Source organism: Lentilactobacillus sp. (genome assembly GCF_040773105.1).
Taxonomy (GTDB): Bacteria; Bacillota; Bacilli; order Lactobacillales; family Lactobacillaceae; genus Lentilactobacillus; species Lentilactobacillus parabuchneri.
Window position 1 is genome coordinate 1 of sequence record NZ_JAXGWW010000009.1, and the last position, 20265, is coordinate 20265.

Below are 20265 nucleotides of genomic sequence, written 5' to 3' on the forward strand. Positions count from 1 at the left end.
ATGGCCGCAGGCGACCTTGACGCCTATTTTGAAAAAGCCAACCGGATGAAGGCAAAATATGCGGACCAAATTAAAATTCGGATTGGGTTTGAGGTTGACTACCTGCCGGACTTCACTGATTGGACGCGTGAGTTTCTAGATCAATACGGGCCACAAACGTCCGACAGTATCTTATCCGTTCACTTTATGAAGGGAAAAGATGGAAGATACTGGTGTGTGGATGACACCCCCGCCGATTTTCAAGAAGGGCTGCTCAGTCAGGCAGCTGATTCTCAGGCGCTTTATCACCAATATTTTCAAGCGGTTTTGGATTCATTGCAGGCAGACTTAGGGGACTACGCGCCGAATCGAATTGGCCACATGACGCTTATCAAAAAGTTTCAGGATTATTTTCAACTGGATGCCAATTTTTCATCTGAAAATTTCCAATTAATTGCCGAAATTTTGAAAACGGTCAAAAAGCAGCAGCGGGAACTCGATTTAAACGCCGCCGGATTATACAAACCGTATTGCAATGAACAGTATCCATCATTATCAATTATTAAAATGGCAAATGAATTAAAAATTCCCTGGGTTTATGGCAGCGACGCCCATAGCATCGCCGAAGTCGGTCATGGCTATCACGGTGTCATCTCATTAATTGAGTAAAGCGCCTTGACTTTTAGAATATTCGGGGTATCATATGAAACTAAATCAAGTAAAAATTAATATAATAAAGTTTTGATTAGAAAAAGTAACCAGTGTTGATTTTAAAGAGAGTCCCGTGGCTGAGAAGGGGTGAGTTGAGCTGGCGAACACACATCTATGAACTAATCGGCTGAATCAAGTAGGCCGGTTCGCATGTTTAGCGTTATCAGGGTTACCATATCTGTTATCAGAGGATGACTAGATATTGGCAACGTAAGGCCGGCTACTGTGAGGCAGCGGCAAATTGGGGTGGAACCACGACATTTAAGGCGTCCTCGAAGACTGAATACAGTTTTCGGGGACTTTTTTTTATTCAAGAAATTGGGAAGTGACGGTATGAAAAATAAAAATTTACCAAGCGGAACCCGCGATGAACTCGGAGTTCAAGCTGAAGTTAAAGAATCAATTGAAAATAAATTATTTAAGAGTTTCAGAAACCGCGGATTTCGGAAATTAACGACACCGGTTTTGGAATACTCAGATGTTTTCCAGCCGCTGAATGCAGACAACTATCGACCTTATCAACTGTTGGATGATCAGGGAGAACCGTTGGTATTAAGGCCGGATCTAACGTTGCCGGTTGCCCGGGTGATGGCGACGACCGGCGTTGATCTGCCAGTCAAATGGTACTACGGCGGCGACGTCTTCCGGGTCAAAAAACAGTTATCCGGAAGCTACAACCAGCTGACCCAAGCCGGTATTGAAATTGTCGGTTACCGGGGATTAAAGGCGGATTGGGAATGCTTGGACGTTGCGTTGTCCGGCTGTCGGGAAATGACGATCAAAAACGTCACCGTTGAACTGAGCCACGCCAAATTTGTGGCCGTGGTTGTCGACCAACTGGGACTTCCGGAAACCACTGGCGACAGCCTAAAGCAGGCATTGTTTAATAAAGATTTAAGCAAGTTTGATAGTTTGATTGCCCCGCTAAAACAAAGCGACTTCGGCGACTTTCTCCAGGAATGGCCGTGGCTGTTTGGTGACTTTGACCAAGTGATGAAAGTCGTCGACCGTTTACCCGAGATTCCCGCGTTACAGCCGATCATCAGTGACCTCCAGTCAACGGCCCAATTCATTAATGAAATGTACCCCGATGACACGGTCACCGTTGACCTCAGTATTCCTTCTCCTCAGCAGTACTACACCGGCATGGCGTTTCGAGGCTTTACCGAGCAGTCAGCCGACTACCTGTTTAGCGGCGGTCGCTATGACGACTTACTGACAAATTTTCAAAAGGTCAAGACTTCCGCGGTGGGCGTTGCTTTCGACGTTGATTCGTTGGTTGAACGCACCGCACTTCCGGCAGACACACCGCAGTCACTGATCTTCTTCAACGATGACCAGTGGGAAGCAGCCGTTGAAATGTTGGCCAAAACGCCGAATTCAACCCTCTGTCTGACGGACGATCGTGAAGCTGCCAAACGACTGGCGGCCGGAAACGGCAGTCAACTGATTGATTTAACAAAGCAGGTGAAATAATGAAACGATTAAAAATTGCCTTAACTAAAGGCCGTACCGAACAGCAGGTAGTTCCGTTACTAGAAGCAAGTGGGATCAATTGTGACGGTATTCGAAACAAACAACGGCGATTGATCTTTGATGAAGATCCCCGTTACGAAATTATTTTGGTGAAGGGCCCGGACGTCTTGACCTATCTCAATAACGGATCGGTTCAAATTGGGATTGTCGGCAGCGACATTCTTGATGAGCAACAAAATTCCCAGTACGCCATGCTTGATCTGAGTGTTGGCAAATGCCGGTTCGTTCTGGCATCGACTTCGGATTTTGACCCTCAGGCCCACCGGCGAAAGATTATCGCGACCAAGTATCCCAACATCACCAAGCGTTATTTTCAAGGGATTGGTGAGGATGTTGAAATCATTAAAATTGAAGGCTCGGTTGAACTGGCGCCGCTGATTGGCTTGGCGGATGCGATCGTCGACATTGTCGAAACCGGAAATACCCTTAGAGAAAATCATCTTCAAGTCTATGCACGGCTTCAGCCGGTCAACACCAAGTTGGTCGTCAACCGATTGGCGCTTCGCCAGTATCAGCCACAGATCAAGCAACTCATCACGAATTTACAGCGTGCCGACCAACAATCAGCACAATCTAATTTAATCAAGGAGTGACCAAAATGAGACAGGCAACGATTTCTAGAAATACAAACGAAACTCAGGTTGACCTAACACTAAACTTGGACGACTATTCAAAAATTCAAATTGACACCGGAATTGGTTTTTTTAACCATATGCTTGATGCGTTTGCCCGCCATGGGCGCTTCGGCTTGGTCGTCAAGGCCAAAGGCGATTTGGATGTTGATCCGCACCATACAACCGAAGACGTCGGCATTGCGCTGGGGATGGCGTTAAAACAAGCCCTTGGCGACAAAGCCGGCATTGAGCGGTTCGGCTCCGCACTAATTCCGCTGGACGAAACCTTGAGTCGGGTGGTAATTGATCTTTCAGGGCGTTCTTATCTGGTATTCAAAGCCGAATTTGATAACGACCACCTTGGTGGCTACGATACTGAAGTAACCGAGGATTTCTTCCAAGCGTTTGCGTTTAATGCCGAGCTGAATTTACATGCCGAAGTGTTGTACGGCAGAAATACCCACCATAAAATCGAAACGCTGTTTAAGGCGTTGGGAAGGGCGCTGCGAGCCGCTGTCAGCTTAAATCCTGAGATAAAGGGGATTCCGTCAACCAAGGGGGTTATCTAATGATTGTTGTGATTGATTATGACACCGGAAACACGCGAAACGTTAAAAAAGCGTTGGATTATCTGGGAGTCGATAGTGTTTTAAGTGCTGATCCTGCACAAATCTTAAGTGCAGACGGTCTGATTTTACCAGGCGTTGGTGCGTTTAAAAAAGCCATGCTGTCATTAAAAGAACGTGGCCTGGTGACGGTGATTCAAGAAGCCGCCAGTTCCAAAATTCCGATTCTCGGCATTTGCCTGGGGATGCAGGTTTTATTTGAAAAAAGTGACGAGTTTGGCCAAACTGACGGCCTAGGCCTGATTCCAGGGCGAGTCGTTGCAATTCCCGATAATTTGGGCGTTAAGGTTCCCCATATGGGATGGGATCAAAATCAAGTCACGCAAGCAGACCCATTGGCAGACGTATTTGATAGCCAGTTCAGCTACTTCGTTCATTCCTACTATGCCAAAACGGATCCGGCTAATATCCTCGCCACCGTTGATTACGGGGTAAGCATCCCCAGTATTGTCCGCAAAGAAAATGTGATCGGCATGCAATTTCACCCCGAAAAAAGTGGGACGGTTGGACTTGCAGGCTTAACGAAATTTAAGGAGTTGGTTGAAAATGCAGATTATTCCCGCAATTGATTTGAAAAATCAGCAAAGCGTCCGCCTGTATCAAGGGGACTTCAAGCAAACAACCGTCATCAGTCAATCTCCGGTTGAACAAGCCGTCAGCATTGAACAGGCGGGACTGACCAACCTCCATTTAGTCGATTTGGATGGGGCCAAGTCCGGCCGACCAGTCAATCGAACAATCATTGAGCAGATTTGTGAGCAAACCGACCTCAAGGTTGAAGTTGGCGGCGGGATTCGCTCAATGTCTCAGATTAATGCCTACCTGACGTCCGGCGTTGACCGGGTCATCCTGGGGTCAGCCGCATTGAACGACCCCAAGCTGGTTCAATCGGCGATTAACCAGTTTGGTGCCGATCAGATTGTCGTTGGAATTGATGGCAAAAATGGCCAGGTCGCCGTCTCCGGTTGGCTGGAACAAAGCCAGGTGGAAATGGCTTCGCTGATGGCCTCGATGGCTGCGTTTGGAGTTGAGACCTTTATTGTCACCGACATTTCCCGTGACGGCACCATGTCGGGCCCCAACACGGCGCAGTTGAGCCAATTACAAGTGAAATTTCCAGAAGTCACCGTCATTGCCTCGGGCGGTATTCGAAACGTGGCGGATTTACAACAACTTGAAGCGGCCGGCATTAAAGCCGCAATTGTCGGCAAGGCCATGGCCACTGGAGACTTACCCTTACAAACGTTAGCGGAGGTGAACGCACGTGTTAGCTAAACGAATTATTCCCTGCCTGGACGTTGATCACGGCAGAGTTAAAAAAGGCGTCAACTTTGTTAATTTGCAAGACGTCGGTGACCCCACTGAAATTGCGGCTGCTTATCAAAAGCAGGGGGCCGATGAATTAGTCTTTTTGGATATCACCGCAACCAACGAGAAACGAAAAGCGATTGTGGCGACGATTGAAGAAGTCGCCAGTCAGGTTTTTATGCCCCTGACCGTTGGCGGTGGGATTCACAACGTTGACGATATGCAGAACTTACTCAAGGCAGGCGCCGACAAGACGGCGGTTAATTCCGCGGCGGTCAGTGATCCAGACCTCATTACCCAGGGGGCAGAAAAATTTGGCGCCCAATGTGTTGTTTTAGCCATTGATGCCAAATGGAATCCTGTTCGACAAGGCTACGATGTTTACGTTAACGGCGGCCGCAAGCAAACTGATTTGGATGCGATCGAGTGGGCCAAAGAAGGTGTCCGGCGCGGTGCGGGTGAGCTCTTAGTCACCAGCATGGATAAGGACGGCACCAAAAGCGGCTACGACATTGCCTTGTACCAGCAGTTAACGGCCGCCGTCAACGTTCCGGTTATCGCTTCCGGTGGCTGTGGCCAAATCAATGATTTTTCGGAAGTCTTTGCCAAAACAGACGTCGATGGGGCGCTGGCAGCGTCAGTTTTTCATTTTGGCGAACTGACAATTCCACAAGTCAAACAGGATTTAAGAACAAAAGGGGTGATCGTACGTTAACACCAAATTTTGAAAAGTACCCGGATGGATTAGTGCCGACGATTGTCATTGATGATCGGACCAAACAGGTTTTGATGATGGCTTATGTTAATGAAGAAAGTTTTAATTTGAGCCTCAAAACCAGACAAACCTGGTTTTGGTCACGAAGTCGAAAAGAGCTGTGGCACAAGGGGGCAACCAGCGGTAACACCCAACAGATTGTCTCAATTGACATTGACTGTGATGAAGACACGTTATTAATGAAGGTCATCCCGGCTGGCCCGGCTTGTCATACTGGGCACACCAGCTGCTTTTACCGAACAATTTTACCTGTTGCAAACGAGGAGGAATAGTATGCAAGATTTAGACGAATTATACCAATTAATTTTAGAGCGGAAAAATAACCCCGAGAAAGGCTCATACACGGATTATTTGTTTACCAAGGGCCTCGATAAGATTTTGAAGAAAATCGGTGAGGAGGCCACTGAGGTGGTGGTTGCCGCAAAGAACCCATCCGATCCGGACTTTATTTTGGAAGTGGCCGATTTGGCCTACCACGTTGAGGTATTGATGGCAGAACGCGGCATTACGCCTGATCAGATTAAGCAGGAGTTAGCCAGCCGTGAAGGCAAGAAGAGTATCACCCGGGACCGTAAACAAATTAAGGAGTGGTGAGGATGGTCAAAGAAGCCGTTAAACACTTAAAGCCCTATATTCCGGAGTTGACGTTGGCTCAATTGAAAGAAAAGGCGGGCTTAAAGCAGCTGGTTCGACTATCGGCCAACGAAAATGCGTTTGGGACGTCACCTGATGTGGCCAAGGCGTTGGACAAGTGGCACTACGAAGACGCCAACCTTTATCCGGATAGCAACGCTGCTGAACTCCGGTCGATTATTGCCTCGCAGTTTGATATTAGCGAGCAGCAGCTGATCTTTGGCAACGGGCTGGATGAGATCATTGAATTATTATGCCGGGTCATTTTGAAACCGGGTGACGACGTTCTGGATCCGGAGCCAACGTTTTCAGAATACGCGCTGCACTCCCAAATTGAGGGAGCGACATTAAAATCGGTTGCCCTGGATGAATCCGGCCGGATTGATTTAAACGCGTTGGCAAACGAAATCACCGACAAAACCAGCATGATTTGGCTCTGTAATCCTAATAATCCGACCGGAACATTCTTGGGCCCCAACCTGATCCAGTCCTTTTTAGAAAACGTTCCTGAAACAGTGACGGTGATTGTCGATGAAGCCTATATTGATTTTACCGGCAACGCCCGCGATTCTGTGATCGGGTTGACGCATCAGTTCCGTAATTTGGTGGTGCTTCGGACTTTTTCCAAAGCGTACGGCCTGGCCAACTTCCGGGTTGGCTTTGCGGTTTGTTCGGAACCGTTAATCGGCTACCTGCAAGCGGTTCGGCTGCCTTACAACTTGAGTACTTTTGCAGAAATTGCCGCCACGGCTGCTTTTAAGGACCAATCGTTTGTTCAGTCGACAGTCAAACAGGTTATTTCTGAGCGCCAAAAATGGGAGCACTTCTTGATTAAAGCTGGACTGCCATTTTATGATTCGGCTACGAACTTCATTTTCTTTCAGGTTAAAGGTGGGGATGCAGATGAACTTCATCAATATTTGCTGGCACACGGTTATTTACTTCGGAACGGTTTACGCCAGGACTGGCTGCGCGTTACCATCGGCAAGCCGGAAGACAACCAAGCTGTTCAGAGCCTGATTGAAGAATTTCTTGGCAGCTAATTTCTACTTACAATAAGTAGCATTCACTTCAAGAATGCGTTATTATTAAATTTACTGGAAATTACGACCTTCAACTCGTGGATTCTCCAGAATCTAATTGAAATGATGGTGGTTTTATGCAAGACAACAGTCAAACTCGGGTTGTTGTTGGTATGAGCGGAGGGGTCGACTCATCTGTCGTCGCTTACCTGCTCAAACAACAAGGATACGATGTGATTGGCGTTTTCATGAAGAACTGGGATGATACTGATGAAAACGGCGTATGTACTGCAACCGAAGACTATAAAGACGTTGCTAAAGTCGCTAACAGGATCGGCATCCCATATTATTCTGTTAACTTTGAAAAGGAGTACTGGGACCGTGTGTTCACGTATTTCTTGGATGAGTACAAAAAGGGCAGAACACCCGATCCTGACGTGATTTGTAATAAGGAAATCAAGTTTAAGGCATTTTTGGACTACGCCTTGGAATTGGGTGCCGATTACATTGCGACCGGACACTATGCGCAATTGACTCGTGACGAAGATGGCCACAACCATCTGTTGCGGGCATCCGATGGCAACAAGGACCAAACTTACTTCTTGAGCCAGCTTTCCGCTGATCAGCTTGATCGAGTGATGTTTCCAATTGGCAATATGGTCAAGCCGGACGTCCGAAAGATTGCCAAAGAAGCTGGGTTGGCCACTGCTGATAAGAAAGATTCCGTTGGGATTTGTTTTATTGGCGAGAAGAACTTTAAGAACTTCTTGGGCCACTATCTACCAGCAACCCCTGGTAAGATGATGACCGTCGACGGTGAAGTCAAGGGCCAACACGACGGCTTGATGTACTACACGATCGGCCAACGAAAGGGTCTTGGAATCGGTGGCGATGGAATTGATAATCAGCCATGGTTCGTTGTCGGCAAAGATTTGAAGAAGAATATTTTATACGTGGGCAAGGGTTACCATAATCCACTGTTATACGCTGATTACCTTGAGGCGTCAGATATCCATTGGGTCAACACCCTTGACCGCGGCAAAGACTTCCACTGCACCGCCAAGTTCCGATATCGCCAAAAAGACACCGGCGTGACGGTTCACATCAGTGATGATGGCAAATCGGTTCGCGTTGACTTTGACGCACCGGTTCGTGCCATTACACCCGGTCAAGCAGTTGTCTTTTATGACGGTGACGAGTGCTTGGGTTCTGCGATTATTGACGCTGCTTATAAGCAGGCCAAGGAATTGCAGTATGTATAATGAAAAAAGTTGACGATTGCGTCAACTTTTTTATTTTGGGTTGGGTTATTTTTGATAACATCTCGCACCAACGACTTTGGAAACAATTCATGAAAGCCAAATTTATTAAGAAATTTATTTTCAGTTTTGAAATCATGGCCCTTTCCTGTCATAATGTAAGAAGCTAAAATCGTTTGGGAGGAAAGAAAATTGACTAAACTGTACTTTGTTAGACACGGTAAAACGGAATGGAATCTTGAAAGCCGCTATCAAGGTGCTGGCGGGGATTCACCGCTGCTTCCCCAAAGTTATGCTGAAATGGAAGCGTTAGGAAAATATTTTCAAAAAGTCACGTTTGCCCATATTTATTCAAGCCCCATCAAACGGGCGCGAGTGACGGCTGCCCGAATTAATCGCAAACTTAAGAAGCACGCCAACATTTCACTTCTTTCAAGACTGGAAGAATTCCACCTTGGAAAAATGGAAGGTCAAAAGTTTGACGACGTGAAGCGGACCTACCCCAAGCAATTCGAAGATTTTCGCAATCATCCGGATTTGTATCAGCCGGGTGAAATTGGTGGTGAAAGCTACCAAGACGTCATTAATCGGATGACGCCGGCAATCACTGCCATTGTCAACCGTTATCCAGACGACAACGTGATGATCGTCTCTCATGGCGCCGCATTGAACGCGGAAATCAATGCGTTGCTGGGAGTCCCGTTACCGGACCTGAGAAAGCGTGGCGGTTTGGCCAACACCAGCACCACGATTTTACAGAGTAACGACCAGGGGAAAACCTATCAGTTGTTAGACTGGAATGATACCAGCTATTTAAATAAAAAATTGGACCCAACAGATTTGGTCTAGGTGAGCATATGGCAAATAATAATTCTGATAAAATTAAAAAGTTACAAGAAAAAAATCAAGAGAATCAACGTATTTATACTAAGAAACGTGAGGCTGAAGAAGCAAAGGCCAAAGCAGCTATTCATGAACTGGTCAAAAAAGTGGATCAGGATCCGGATAACTACCACAATTACTATGATTTAGCGACTTTTCTGGTTGAAGCAAAGGATTATGAACAGGCCGAAGAACTTTTAATGAAGGCACTCGGCTTATTTGATCAGGCGACGCAAGACGTTCAGGATACCTTGAAGTTTGGCCTTGGAAATGTCTATTATGCGGCGGCAGAATACGATAAGGCCATTAAGATTTTTCAAGAAATTGCCGATAAGAAGCTTCAAGGAGAAGCTTATATTATGTTGGCCCAAAGCTACATGGCAAAAGGGGATAACAAACGGGCGATGGTTTTTGCCTTATCTGCGCAAAGTTCACATCATAATGATCCAGACGTTAACCAAATGATTGGTGACAACCTGTTGGCGCTTGGGAACTTCGCCCAAGCCGGTGAGTTTTATGATATCGTTTTAAAAACGCAACCCGACAATGGCAAGGCGAATTTTAACCGTGGCCTGGTTGCAATGGTTAATGGCGAGGAATTTGAACCCTACTTTGAAAAGGCGAAGCGTGCCGATCCCGACTACTTTAATCGCGGCCAGGAAAAGTTAAAGGATATTGAAAAAGTCATTCAACTTAATAAGGATAAGAAGAACGACTGAAGTGCATTAGCTATTTGAAGGAGGATCAGCTTGGATCAGGCAATGGATTTATTTGGTTCACAACAAAATAATAACGAACCACAATACGTTGATGGCCGCTTAAAGGCGATCTTCTTTTCGAGTAACGACAGTTTTTATAAAGTGGTTTTGGTCGAAATTACGGATACCAATATTAATTGGCCGGAAGACGAGATCGTCGTGACTGGCAGTTTCGGGGATTTGGTTGAAGAAAACAGTTATCATTTTATGGGAAAGTTAGTTGACCATCCCCGGTATGGCAAGCAATTTCAAGCGACCAATTATTCAAGCTTAATTGCGACCACTCAAGAGGGCGTCATCAAGTATCTTTCGGGAGATCGATTCCCAGGGGTTGGTAAAAAAACCGCCGAACGGGTCGTGGATGCCCTGGGTGATGACGCGATTGAAAAAATCACGGCGGACAGCCGGGTGTTGGATGACGTTCCGATCAGCCCCAAGTCACGTTCGGCCATTATCGATAATCTTGATTCTGACGATGGGTTGGAAAAAGTCATTGTGGGCCTCAATAGCTATGGCTTTTCCAGTGCGATTGCGTCCTCGATTTATCAAAAATACCATGAAGACGCGTTGACAATCATCGCCAACAATCCTTATCAGTTAGTTGAAGATATTGACGGCATTAGTTTTAAACGGGCCGACGCGATTGCCCTTAAATTGGGCTTGGTTCCTGATTCCGACGAGCGGATTCGGGCCGGCTTGATGTACGCGATTAATGAACTCTGCTTAAAAAATGGCGATACTTACACCACGACTCAGCCCTTGATTGAGATGGCTTCGAGCGTATTGGAAGGCAATTCTGAACAACAGATTTCCGGCAAAAAGCTCGCTGCCAGCTTGGTGGCCCTTGCTAAAGAAGGTAAAGTGATTGGCGAAGAAAACCGGATTTACTTAACCCGCTTGTATAACGCGGAAGTCCAGATTGCCGATCATCTCAATCGGGTCATTAAAAATAAGGACGATGAGGATCAGCTCAAAGAAGACGCGATTAAAAAGCAACTTCGAGTCGTTGAGAAAAAATTCGATATTAACTATGACGACTCTCAAGTCGCTGCGATCATTCAGGCCATTCAGTCGCCGGTGTTTATCCTGACGGGTGGCCCGGGGACAGGGAAAACAACCATCATCAATGGGATTGTCAACACCTATGCCCGCCTTCATGAGTATTCACTGGATATCAACGCCTATAAAGATAAGCCGTTTCCAATTGTCTTGGCGGCACCGACTGGTCGGGCTGCCAAACACATGACCGAATCCACCGGACTTCCGGCCAGCACCATTCACCGGTTGTTGGGACTCAATGGTCGGGAGTCTAACGACGTGACCGGAACCAAAGATATTGAGGGTAGTTTATTGATTATTGACGAGATGTCGATGGTCGACACTTACCTCTTCCGCTCATTGGTTCGAGCCATTCCCAACCACATGCAGGTTGTGTTGGTGGGGGATCAAGATCAGCTGCCATCAGTTGGTCCCGGACAGGTTTTCCACGATTTGCTTGTCTCCAAACAAATTCCGGCGATGCAACTTGATACGATTTATCGACAGGAAAGCGGCTCGTCGATCATTCAATTGGCCCATGATATTCACAGCGGGCATTTGTCGGCGAACTTTACGGATAATCAATCGGATCGATCCTTTATTCCCTGCAACGAAAATCAAATTGGCTCCGTGATTGAACAGGTCACTAATCGGGCCAGGCAAAAGGGCTTTGGTTTGATGGATGTCCAAGTGTTGGCACCAATGTATCGTGGTCGGGCCGGCATCGATCGAATTAATGACATTGTCCAAAATGTCTGGCAGGATCAAAAGCCGTCCAAAAAGTCGGTCACAATTCGTGATCATACTTACAGGATTGGCGATAAAGTTTTGCAGCTGGTTAATAATCCCGAGCGCAATGTTTTTAACGGTGACCTTGGTATCATCGTCGGGATGGAAGCGCCCAAGGGCCAAAAATCTCCGAACAAAATTACCATTGATTTTGATGAAACTGAGGTCACTTATGAGAATAATGAGTGGACCCAATTTACCTTGGCCTACTGTACGTCAATTCATAAGGCACAAGGTAGCGAGTTCAAGATGGTGATTTTACCGATCGTCTGGCAGTTTTCACGAATGTTGCAGCGAAACCTGCTGTATACCGCGGTAACCCGTGCCAGTGATTTCTTAATTATGCTGGGCGAAAAAGAAGCTTTTGAACAGTGCGTCAAAAGCGTATCGGTTAACCGACAAACCAGTCTGGTCAAACGACTCGTCGATACGATTGGCGTTGTTGGGGACAAACCTGCTGACATTGGTGATCCAGACGATGATTTGGTCCAAGCAGATGATCCGTCTTCAGCCGGCTCACAAGCGGCCGGCCTTCCGGATCATTTGACGACCGATGTCATCAATCAAAACGTCATCGATCCGATGATTGGCATGGCGGACGTCTCGCCGAAAGACTTTATGAAATCCTAACTTAACGGCGAAATCTTTCAATCATCATGTCAAAATATGGTAAAATTTAACTATATTGGTAAAGAAGAATACTTGGAGGATATCATGGCCGAATCAAACACGCATCCCAATCTTAAATTATTTTCTTTGAATTCCAACCGCCACTTGGCTGAGGAAATTAGTAAAGCAGTCGGTGTCCCACTCAGTAAAGCGACCGTTGAAAAGTTCAGTGACGATGAAATTAAAATCAGCGTTGACGAAAGTATCCGCGGCGACGAAGTCTATATCGTTCAATCCGTTTCCGATCCCGTCAACTCGAATTTAATGGAGTTACTGATCATGGTTGATGCTGTCCGCCGGGCAAGTGCCAAGTCGATTAACGTGGTCATCCCATACTATGGGTATTCGAGAGCTGACCGAAAAGCCCGTTCCCGAGAACCAATTACAGCTAAATTAGTGGCTTCTTTCTTGGAAATGGACGGCGTTGACCGTGTGGTTGCACTTGATTTGCACGCCGATCAGATTCAGGGGTTCTTCAACATTCCCGTTGACCATCTTAAGGCGGACACGCTGTTGGCCCATTATTTTGTTGCCGAGCACAATAGTTCAGACGTCGTGGTGGTTTCTCCTGATCATACGGGTGTTTCCAGAGCACGGAAGTTTGCTGAACTGCTCAGTGCCCCGATTGCAATTATCGATAACCGCTCACCTGAGGATTCAACAACGGTTCCTGAATCGGTGATTGGTAGTGTGAGTGGCAAACGGGCAATTATCGTTGACGATATGATCGATACCGCCTTCAAATTGACGATTGCAGCAGAGACCCTCAAAAAGGCCGGCGCAACGGATGTCTTTGCTGTGGCGACTCACGCGGTATTTTCCGGGGATGCGCAACAACGACTCCAAGATTCACCAATTAAAAAAGTGATCGTGACAGATTCTATCAGCATTTCCAAGGCCGATCAGTTTGAAAAGCTGGAAGTTGTTCCTGTCGGCAATTTGTTTGGCGAAGCAATTTCCTTGATCCATAATCACAAATCAGTTGGGAAGCTGTTTGGTAGATAAAAATATTTTACGAGGTGGTTGAATTTATGTATAAGGCAAATGACGATCGTTATGAAAACGCAGTGGTACGAAGGGCAGGTAATTCTGGACTTCAATTGCCGGCATTATCATTTGGATTGTGGCACAGTTTTGGCGATGACGCCAATTACGGTGACAGCGAGAAAGTCATTTTGAAGGCCTTTGACCTAGGAATCTTTAGCTTTGACAATGCTTATAATTACGGCCCCAGTGCTGGGGCAGCTGAAAGAATGTTTGGTGAAGTTTACCGCGCAAATTTGAAACCTTATCGTGATGAGTTGGTGATTACCACCAAGGCTGGCTTCAATATGTGGCCTGGTCCTTACGGTAACTTTTCTTCCAAGAAGACTTTGGTCAACGCGCTGGACGGCAGCTTGAAGCGGATGGGCTTGGATTATGTCGATATTTATTACAGTCATCGATTTGATCCAGAGACCAGCCTTGAAGAGACTGCCGAAGCACTTGACGAAATTGTTCGTTCAGGAAAAGCGCTCTACATTGGGATTTCAAACTATAATGCCAAGCAGACTGCTGAGATTATCAACTACTTCAAAGAACTCCACACACCATTTGTGGTCAACCAAGCTTCATACAACATGCTAAATCGCGGTATTGAAGACGATGGGCTGTTAGACACACTCAGCCAGAATCATAAAGCGCTGGTTGCATACGGTCCGTTAGCAGAAGGCTTACTGACAGATAAGTACCTCAAGGGAATGGACGATGACGTTAAGATTCATTGGAGTAACGAATTTGTCATGAAGCATGGCAAAGATGAACTGGTTACGAAATTAAATCAACTTAATGAAATTGCCCAGAACCGTGGTCAAAATTTGGCCCAGATGTCATTGGCATGGTTGTTGCATGATAAGACGGTTGCCAGTGTTGTGACCGGCGCCTCCAAGATCAACCACTTGGAAGACAACTTAAAGGCGCTTTCGAACCTTGATTTCACTTCTGATGAACTCGAGCAGATCGATAAGATCGTTAAGGAATAACCGCGAGTTATCATTTTACATTAAATAATTAACTTGAAATAGCGTTAAATTGGGATTAAACCGGTTTAACGCTATTTTTTTGGTATAATCAACTTAGAAGACAGTTATCTGTGAATGGAGAAATGACGATGACGAAAAAAGTGACAATAACAGATTTAGCCGCTCGGGCCAACGTTTCTGTAACGACGGTCTCACAGATCCTTAACGGAAAATCAGCTCGTTTCAGCAGTAAGACCGTTGAAAAGGTCAAGCAACTGCAGAAGGAAATGGGTTACGTACCGGATTTTAACGCTCAAAGCCTGATCATGAAAAGTGGTCGAACTATCGGGGTACTGGTTCCCAATATTAATAACCCGTTTTTCAGCCGGTTTTTGCGTGGAATTGAAGCTGAGGCAATTAATCAGGACTATATACCGCTTATTTTTGGCTCTAACAACAGTCAGGAACAAGAGTCGCACTACTTATTCGAATCGGTTAGAAGGGCTGCAGACGGCATGATAATCGCCTCAGCGGTGTCTGACATTAATTACATTGATAATATTTTAAAGCAAAACGGGATTCCCTACCTGTTGATTGACCAGGCGCCGGTGGTTAAAGGCGATCGGGTCGAGGCCAACAATCAACTGGGTGGCGGTTTGTTAGCCGACTATTTGATTGAAAATGGACATACCAACGTCACGGTTGTGTGTGCAGAAAAGCCGACTTTAAATCTACAGGAACGACTTCAGGGATTTTTGGCCGGATTTGAGAAGAACGGCACACCAATTCCTGAAGAAAATATTATCCAAACAGCCCTCACCAAAAAGGGCGGCTATGATGCGGCCTCGCAAGCGCTGCAAAATCATTCCACCGCGATATTTGGTATTAACGATGAAATTGCGATTGGCTTGTATCGTGGTATTAAAGAGGCGGGGCTGACGGTTCCCGATGACGTTTCAGTTGTTGGTTACGATGACATTGACTTGGGTGAATACGTTTATCCCAAGTTGACGACGGTTCACCAGCCTGCTTTTGAGATGGGAACCCATGCTGCTCAGATGATTATTAACCGAATCGAAAATACCGACCAGCCGATTCAAAAAGTATCGCTGCCGGTTCATCTGGTGGAACGACAAAGTGTTCAAAAGTTAAGTTGATGAAACCCAGTTGTTAAATAATCTGATTTCTGATAGAATTTAGTTAAAGGTTTTAACACACTACATTAAAGGATTTAGAGGGACTAAACTATGACAAATAAAGTGGTTGTACTTGGAAGCTTAAACGTTGACACAACACTGCACATTGACCAGATGCCCAAACCGGGTGAAACGATTAGCGCCAGAAGCAAAACCAATTCTGCGGGTGGCAAGGGTGCCAACCAAGCGGTCGCTGCTGCTCGCTCAGGAGCGATTACCAGCTTTATTGGTCAAGTTGGCGACGATGGCAACGGTCAGTTTATGATTGATGCATTGAAAAATGATCGCATTAACACGGACCACGTAGCTGTCGATCAAGCTCACGGAACCGGATCGGCGGTCATTCTGCTGGATAGTCAAGGGCAAAATAGCATCATGGTATACGGTGGTGCCAATCAAGCAATGGAGACTGGGATGCTTGCTAAGAGCGAATCCTTAATCGAAAGTGCTGATATCCTGATTTCCGAATTTGAAACCCCTCAAGAGGTCACGTATGAAGCATTCAAGCTTGCTAAAAAACATGGCGTGACAACCATTTTGAATCCGGCGCCCGCTTCAAAGATCATTGATGGCTTACTGGAAGTGACCGATCTGATCGTTCCAAACGAAACTGAAAGTGCGACTTTGACCGGAATTGAAGTCAATGACACCGCTTCGATGGATGCCAATGCTGATAAATTTGCGCAGATGGGCATTGCTCATCTAATTATTACCGTTGGTGATCGCGGGGCCTACTATCACACCCCTTCAGACAGTGGATTTGTGCCGGCATTCAAGGTCCAAGCTAAGGATACAACTGCCGCCGGAGATACGTTTATTGGCGCTTTTAGTTCGAAAGTCAATCAGGACTTGTCAAATATTGAAGAGGCTCTGGTGTACGCTCAGCAGGCTTCATCAATTACGGTTCAGCGTTTAGGCGCCTTACCATCGATTCCAACGGCCGCAGAAATTGAAAATGAATATAAGTCATAACAGCGAAAATGATTAGTTTGATCCATCTATGAGGATTGTTTTTTAGTAAAGTATTGCTTTCTTGGATTTTATCTGGTATTATAACCAGTCGTTAGCAGGAAATGTTAAAAAGTTATTAACATGACTGCGTTAGATGTTCGATTTGATTTTACGGAAATTAACATTTTACGTTCAAAGGGGTTTTAAGCGATGAGTAACAAGTTAGAAATTCTTAGAGAATACCAAGAGGCATCCTCAAAGCTTGATCAATTGAAGTCTGAAGAAGCAAGTAAGATTAAGTCAATCGCAAAAGATTCAAACACGACTGAGGTCATTAACCCACAATTTGGGAACGAAATGAAGCAGCTGAATCAAGAATGCATGCAGTTAAATATGATCCTTGAAGCAATGGATGCTTCAGAGGATTAGTCTAAAACAAGAGTCGATCCGCATTGCGGTGAGGCTTTTTTGTTTTTGTCTGAGTGCATCAAATGCTTATGGACACCTTGGCATGATAAAAGGCCTGGTAACATCATCCCCATTGAGGGAGGTGTACCAGGCCTTTATTGCGGTTTTAAAAATAATCCGATAATAATGCCACTGAGACAGCAATTTTGATTTGGTGTCTTCCCTGGAGCTTGGCTAACCAACTTTCCGGGAATGTTACTGGGGCATACAAAAGTGATGCCAACATTGATGTGATCGAGCCGATCGTTGCTGCATCGCTGCCAAAGTTGACCGCCTTGGACACAGCAACGTTATATTGCTCGGAGTTCATCAAACACCAAAAAACAGAATTTAAAGTATCAACGACATCTTCTGAAGCAGTGATTTTCGTGCTTGACTGTCGAAGGAAATGAGACTCCTCTAATTGCTCGAAAAACGGCACCTGGGTGCTGTATTCGGGCTGGGAGCGGTAATAGTCCAGGACTTCTTTGACAGCCCTTAGCATGGCGTATTTGTTGGGATTTTGAATGAGCCTAATAATCACGTTTGTCAGCAAGCCGGCGGCAACAAAACTTTTTGGAGTTCGGTTGGTCGTAGCCGTGTAGGAATGAATTAATTGGGCGGATTCACCATCAAATTGGTAGTGAGGATTTTTGGTTAGGATGAAAAACGCCAGTGGCATCAGCCGTTTTAAAGTCGTATTGTTATCACAGTCCGGAGAAGTCGAACCGCAAAGCTCAGGGGCGGTGCCGGCATCGAAGCGTTTAATTGCTTGAATTGTCGTGCAGTCACTCCCATAAGAATGATTGAAGGGGGTATAGTCCCCAAAGTGAAACCACTGTGAGTAACGGGTCATGAGGTCGTACAAATTGTATCCAAAGGTCAAGCTTACCAGTGACGCGATTGATAGCGACGTGTTGTCGGACCAGGTGCCAGCTGGCACATCAATGACGCGATGGTCGACCATTTCCCTGATCGGGTCATCAAACAAGTTCGTGCGTTTCTCGTGTTGGATTGGAAACCCAAGTGCGTCACCCAAGGCAACAGCTGTTAACGATTGAAAGAGTAGGTAGCTTGTCGAATACATGAAATTACCTCATAGTTAGAATTTCTGAGTGGTTAATTGTGGCCGATCCAGAAGGGGTACTTAACGGTGTCGAACTTAATATGATAAGTCCGTTCGCCTAATTCCTCACCATCAATTTGACCCAACCGATCGTCTCTTGTATGGACGACCAATTGTTTTTGATTGAAATGGTGAATGAATTTGAGCCGCAAGTGTCTCTTTAAAAATAGCATAGATATGAATAAAATCAATTGCCACAGGCTTGGTTTTTCAACAATGACCAGATCCAAATTCGGATTTAAGACCGATGCGTCGGGCACAATGTCGATGCCACCGCCAAAGTAAGGAATATTTGTCGTCGTCAGCAAAAAGGTCTTTTTAAAGGTTAGTTGCTGGTTTGAATCTAGCTGAATATCGGCTTGGAAGCCTTTGAAATTGATGATGACATTCAATATAGACGCTATATATGAAAATTTCCCCCAAAAACGATGATGTTTTAGTGAAGAATGGTTGGCAAGATGAACGACCGTTGCGTCAAACCCAATTCCAAAATTATTGGTGAAGAAGCCATCAATCTGGTTATCAAGGTCGATATAATGGCCGACATTGATCATGGTTGCTTGTTTGCAGGCTAAAATATTATTGAGTGCCTGCTGCCAGTGGCGGGGAAGCTTGAGCGCCCGTGCAAAATCATTCCCTGATCCAACTGGCAAAAAAGCAATGGGCACTTGCTGGTTCGATGCGTGGTCGTGATAGTAACGTTTGCAGCCTAGAAGCGTCTCGTGTAATGTTCCATCTCCTCCAGCGGCGATGATGACGGCGTCAGTTACATGGGTGGCATCGATTCTGGTAAGCAGTTGTTGCGTTAACAGAACGGCGTGGCCGGTATACTCCGTAAAGACAACTCGATAGGAGGCGTGTGCAGCATTTAGTTGTTCCTTAATTTGAGGCCAGATTTTCTGCCCATTATTTCCGCCAGCACACAAGTTCATAATAATAAAGTATTCCATTTCTGACGATGCTCCCAACTTTGCTGAAAGTAACCAACTGACTAAATTACATATGTAGAGAAAGGGAGTGGCCAATCGGCTGTTTCCTGCCACTTAAGCCCAGCAACCAATCATTCCAAAACCAGGAATAATCGATTGCTGGGCTTAAGTTCTGGGATCAAAAAACCGTTTGTCCCACTCTCTGATTAATAACTAACAAAATCTACTTTTGACCACCATTCATGATTAACATTGGTAAGATCATCGGATGGCGTTCAGTCTTGGTGTACAAGAATTCCTGCAGGTCGTCAATCACAGCGTTTCTAATAGAAGACTCAGTTGCCTTCTTTGCTCTCATTGATTTGCGGATGGTCTTAAAGACTCTTCTGCGGCCTTCGTCCAAAAGCTCGCCGGACTCTCTCATGTAAACAAATCCCCGTGAAAGAATATCCGGACCAGACTGAATTTCCTGGTGGTCCAAGTTGATGGTGGCGACAACGACTACAATTCCTTCTTCTGAAAGAAGTTGACGATCTCTTAGAACAAGGTTGCCCACATCGCCAATTCCGCTGCCATCAATGTAAACATCACCGGCCGTGAAGTGACCAGCCATTCTGGCCGTATCTTTTGAAAGGGCAAGTACATCACCATTTTGCATGATAAAGCTGTGATCCAGCGGAACCCCGCACTGCTCAGCTAATTCGGTATGAATCTTGAGCATTCGATACTCACCATGAATTGGCATGAAGAACTTAGGCTTCATTAAGCGAAGCATCAGCTTTTGTTCTTCCTGGCCTCCGTGACCGGAAGTGTGAATGTTGTTGACCCGGCCATGAATCACGTTTGCGCCGGCTTCTTCAAGCTTGTTGATGACACTATTGACACTCGTTGTGTTTCCAGGAATTGGGTTACTTGAAAAAATAACCGTGTCGCCTGGTTGAATCGAAATTTGGCGGTGGGTTCCGTTGGCAATCCGTGAAAGGGCGGCCATTGGTTCACCTTGAGAGCCGGTACAAA

Annotated in this window: 22 protein-coding genes and 1 other annotated feature; of the genes, 19 read left to right on the plus strand and 3 right to left on the minus strand. The window is 45.8% G+C overall.

Annotated features, from left to right (window positions below; genetic code table 11):
• The 19 genes from hisJ to AB3112_RS01155 form a co-directional block, all read left to right on the plus strand.
• On the plus strand, positions 1-648 hold a 648-nt coding region (gene hisJ, locus AB3112_RS01065), incomplete at its 5' end, for a histidinol-phosphatase HisJ (protein ID WP_367333836.1).
• Between the two features lie 63 nt (positions 649-711).
• Positions 712-967: a binding site (T-box leader), on the plus strand.
• A 56-nt stretch (positions 968-1023) separates the two neighbouring features.
• Positions 1024-2166: an ATP phosphoribosyltransferase regulatory subunit gene (locus tag AB3112_RS01070; protein WP_367333837.1), complete on the plus strand. Its 1143-nt coding sequence runs from the start codon at positions 1024-1026 to the stop codon at positions 2164-2166.
• Entirely contained in the window at positions 2166-2819 is a 654-nt protein-coding gene (gene hisG, locus AB3112_RS01075; protein ID WP_084972787.1) for an ATP phosphoribosyltransferase, read from the plus strand. The genes AB3112_RS01070 and hisG overlap by 1 nt, the downstream gene beginning before the upstream one ends.
• 5 nt (positions 2820-2824) lie before the next feature.
• Positions 2825-3409 carry an imidazoleglycerol-phosphate dehydratase HisB gene (gene hisB, locus AB3112_RS01080; RefSeq protein WP_084972786.1) on the plus strand — a complete coding sequence of 195 codons (585 nt, stop codon included), beginning with the start codon at positions 2825-2827 and terminating at the stop codon, positions 3407-3409.
• Positions 3409-4035 (plus strand): imidazole glycerol phosphate synthase subunit HisH, encoded by a 627-nt coding sequence (gene hisH / locus AB3112_RS01085; protein ID WP_367333838.1) that lies wholly within the window; start codon positions 3409-3411, stop codon positions 4033-4035. The genes hisB and hisH overlap by 1 nt, the downstream gene beginning before the upstream one ends.
• The gene (hisA, locus tag AB3112_RS01090) at positions 4013-4741 is read left to right on the plus strand and encodes a 1-(5-phosphoribosyl)-5-[(5-phosphoribosylamino)methylideneamino]imidazole-4-carboxamide isomerase (protein WP_084972784.1); all 729 of its coding nucleotides are present in this window, start codon (positions 4013-4015) and stop codon (positions 4739-4741) included. Before hisH ends, hisA begins: the two co-directional genes overlap by 23 nt.
• Positions 4731-5489, plus strand: a complete 759-nt coding sequence (gene hisF, locus AB3112_RS01095; protein ID WP_057909521.1) for an imidazole glycerol phosphate synthase subunit HisF — start codon at positions 4731-4733, stop codon at positions 5487-5489. The genes hisA and hisF overlap by 11 nt, the downstream gene beginning before the upstream one ends.
• A 32-nt stretch (positions 5490-5521) precedes the next feature.
• Positions 5522-5821, plus strand: a complete 300-nt coding sequence (gene hisI, locus AB3112_RS01100) for a phosphoribosyl-AMP cyclohydrolase (protein WP_075141085.1) — start codon at positions 5522-5524, stop codon at positions 5819-5821.
• A gap of 1 nt (position 5822) precedes the next feature.
• Positions 5823-6143, plus strand: coding sequence for a phosphoribosyl-ATP diphosphatase (gene hisE / locus AB3112_RS01105; protein WP_057909522.1), 321 nt, complete (start codon positions 5823-5825; stop codon positions 6141-6143).
• 2 nt (positions 6144-6145) lie between these two features.
• A complete protein-coding gene (gene hisC, locus AB3112_RS01110; RefSeq protein ID WP_084997980.1) occupies positions 6146-7225 on the plus strand; it encodes a histidinol-phosphate transaminase in 1080 nt (359 codons plus the stop codon).
• A gap of 116 nt (positions 7226-7341) precedes the next feature.
• Positions 7342-8466 (plus strand): tRNA 2-thiouridine(34) synthase MnmA, encoded by a 1125-nt coding sequence (gene mnmA / locus AB3112_RS01115; protein WP_084972781.1) that lies wholly within the window; start codon positions 7342-7344, stop codon positions 8464-8466.
• A gap of 189 nt (positions 8467-8655) precedes the next feature.
• The gene (locus tag AB3112_RS01120; RefSeq protein WP_057909525.1) at positions 8656-9312 is read left to right on the plus strand and encodes a histidine phosphatase family protein; all 657 of its coding nucleotides are present in this window, start codon (positions 8656-8658) and stop codon (positions 9310-9312) included.
• 8 nt (positions 9313-9320) lie between these two features.
• Positions 9321-10064, plus strand: a complete 744-nt coding sequence (locus tag AB3112_RS01125; RefSeq protein WP_084972780.1) for a lipopolysaccharide assembly protein LapB — start codon at positions 9321-9323, stop codon at positions 10062-10064.
• Positions 10065-10106: 42 nt separating this feature from the next.
• Positions 10107-12560 (plus strand): ATP-dependent RecD-like DNA helicase, encoded by a 2454-nt coding sequence (locus tag AB3112_RS01130; RefSeq protein WP_367333841.1) that lies wholly within the window; start codon positions 10107-10109, stop codon positions 12558-12560.
• A gap of 84 nt (positions 12561-12644) precedes the next feature.
• Positions 12645-13604, plus strand: coding sequence for a ribose-phosphate pyrophosphokinase (locus tag AB3112_RS01135; RefSeq protein ID WP_084972778.1), 960 nt, complete (start codon positions 12645-12647; stop codon positions 13602-13604).
• 26 nt (positions 13605-13630) lie between these two features.
• The gene (locus AB3112_RS01140; RefSeq protein ID WP_084972777.1) at positions 13631-14620 is read left to right on the plus strand and encodes an aldo/keto reductase; all 990 of its coding nucleotides are present in this window, start codon (positions 13631-13633) and stop codon (positions 14618-14620) included.
• Positions 14621-14748: 128 nt separating this feature from the next.
• Entirely contained in the window at positions 14749-15756 is a 1008-nt protein-coding gene (locus tag AB3112_RS01145; protein ID WP_084972776.1) for a LacI family DNA-binding transcriptional regulator, read from the plus strand.
• A 90-nt stretch (positions 15757-15846) separates the two neighbouring features.
• Positions 15847-16767 carry a ribokinase gene (rbsK, locus tag AB3112_RS01150; RefSeq protein WP_057909530.1) on the plus strand — a complete coding sequence of 307 codons (921 nt, stop codon included), beginning with the start codon at positions 15847-15849 and terminating at the stop codon, positions 16765-16767.
• Positions 16768-16956: 189 nt separating this feature from the next.
• Entirely contained in the window at positions 16957-17175 is a 219-nt protein-coding gene (locus AB3112_RS01155) for a hypothetical protein (RefSeq protein WP_057909531.1), read from the plus strand.
• Positions 17176-17320: 145 nt separating this feature from the next.
• On the opposite strand, the gene AB3112_RS01160 is transcribed toward AB3112_RS01155, so the two are convergent.
• From AB3112_RS01160 to AB3112_RS01170, 3 genes are all read right to left on the minus strand, one after another.
• On the minus strand, positions 17321-18280 hold the full coding sequence (locus tag AB3112_RS01160; RefSeq protein WP_084972775.1) for an ADP-ribosylglycohydrolase family protein: 960 nt from the start codon (positions 18278-18280) through the stop codon (positions 17321-17323).
• Between the two features lie 32 nt (positions 18281-18312).
• Positions 18313-19269, minus strand: a complete 957-nt coding sequence (locus AB3112_RS01165) for a diacylglycerol kinase family protein (RefSeq protein WP_367333839.1) — start codon at positions 19267-19269, stop codon at positions 18313-18315.
• Between the two features lie 202 nt (positions 19270-19471).
• Positions 19472-20265: ribonuclease J (locus AB3112_RS01170; protein WP_367333840.1), on the minus strand; the 794-nt coding region annotated here is incomplete at its 5' end.

What these genes read in the sequence shown, in the direction of transcription:
- hisB (WP_084972786.1), top strand. Translation starts at nt 2,825, where the DNA reads ATGAGACAGGCAACGATTTCTAGAAATACAAACGAAACTCAGGTTGAC.
- AB3112_RS01140 (WP_084972777.1), top strand. Translation starts at nt 13,631, where the DNA reads ATGTATAAGGCAAATGACGATCGTTATGAAAACGCAGTGGTACGAAGG.
- AB3112_RS01130 (WP_367333841.1), top strand. Translation starts at nt 10,107, where the DNA reads ATGGATTTATTTGGTTCACAACAAAATAATAACGAACCACAATACGTT.
- AB3112_RS01145 (WP_084972776.1), top strand. Translation starts at nt 14,749, where the DNA reads ATGACGAAAAAAGTGACAATAACAGATTTAGCCGCTCGGGCCAACGTT.
- hisE (WP_057909522.1), top strand. Translation starts at nt 5,823, where the DNA reads ATGCAAGATTTAGACGAATTATACCAATTAATTTTAGAGCGGAAAAAT.
- hisC (WP_084997980.1), top strand. Translation starts at nt 6,146, where the DNA reads ATGGTCAAAGAAGCCGTTAAACACTTAAAGCCCTATATTCCGGAGTTG.
- AB3112_RS01160 (WP_084972775.1), bottom strand. Translation starts at nt 18,280, where the DNA reads ATGTATTCGACAAGCTACCTACTCTTTCAATCGTTAACAGCTGTTGCC.
- mnmA (WP_084972781.1), top strand. Translation starts at nt 7,342, where the DNA reads ATGCAAGACAACAGTCAAACTCGGGTTGTTGTTGGTATGAGCGGAGGG.
- AB3112_RS01165 (WP_367333839.1), bottom strand. Translation starts at nt 19,269, where the DNA reads ATGGAATACTTTATTATTATGAACTTGTGTGCTGGCGGAAATAATGGG.
- rbsK (WP_057909530.1), top strand. Translation starts at nt 15,847, where the DNA reads ATGACAAATAAAGTGGTTGTACTTGGAAGCTTAAACGTTGACACAACA.
- AB3112_RS01135 (WP_084972778.1), top strand. Translation starts at nt 12,645, where the DNA reads ATGGCCGAATCAAACACGCATCCCAATCTTAAATTATTTTCTTTGAAT.
- AB3112_RS01155 (WP_057909531.1), top strand. Translation starts at nt 16,957, where the DNA reads ATGAGTAACAAGTTAGAAATTCTTAGAGAATACCAAGAGGCATCCTCA.
- hisG (WP_084972787.1), top strand. Translation starts at nt 2,166, where the DNA reads ATGAAACGATTAAAAATTGCCTTAACTAAAGGCCGTACCGAACAGCAG.
- hisH (WP_367333838.1), top strand. Translation starts at nt 3,409, where the DNA reads ATGATTGTTGTGATTGATTATGACACCGGAAACACGCGAAACGTTAAA.
- AB3112_RS01125 (WP_084972780.1), top strand. Translation starts at nt 9,321, where the DNA reads ATGGCAAATAATAATTCTGATAAAATTAAAAAGTTACAAGAAAAAAAT.
- AB3112_RS01070 (WP_367333837.1), top strand. Translation starts at nt 1,024, where the DNA reads ATGAAAAATAAAAATTTACCAAGCGGAACCCGCGATGAACTCGGAGTT.
- hisA (WP_084972784.1), top strand. Translation starts at nt 4,013, where the DNA reads ATGCAGATTATTCCCGCAATTGATTTGAAAAATCAGCAAAGCGTCCGC.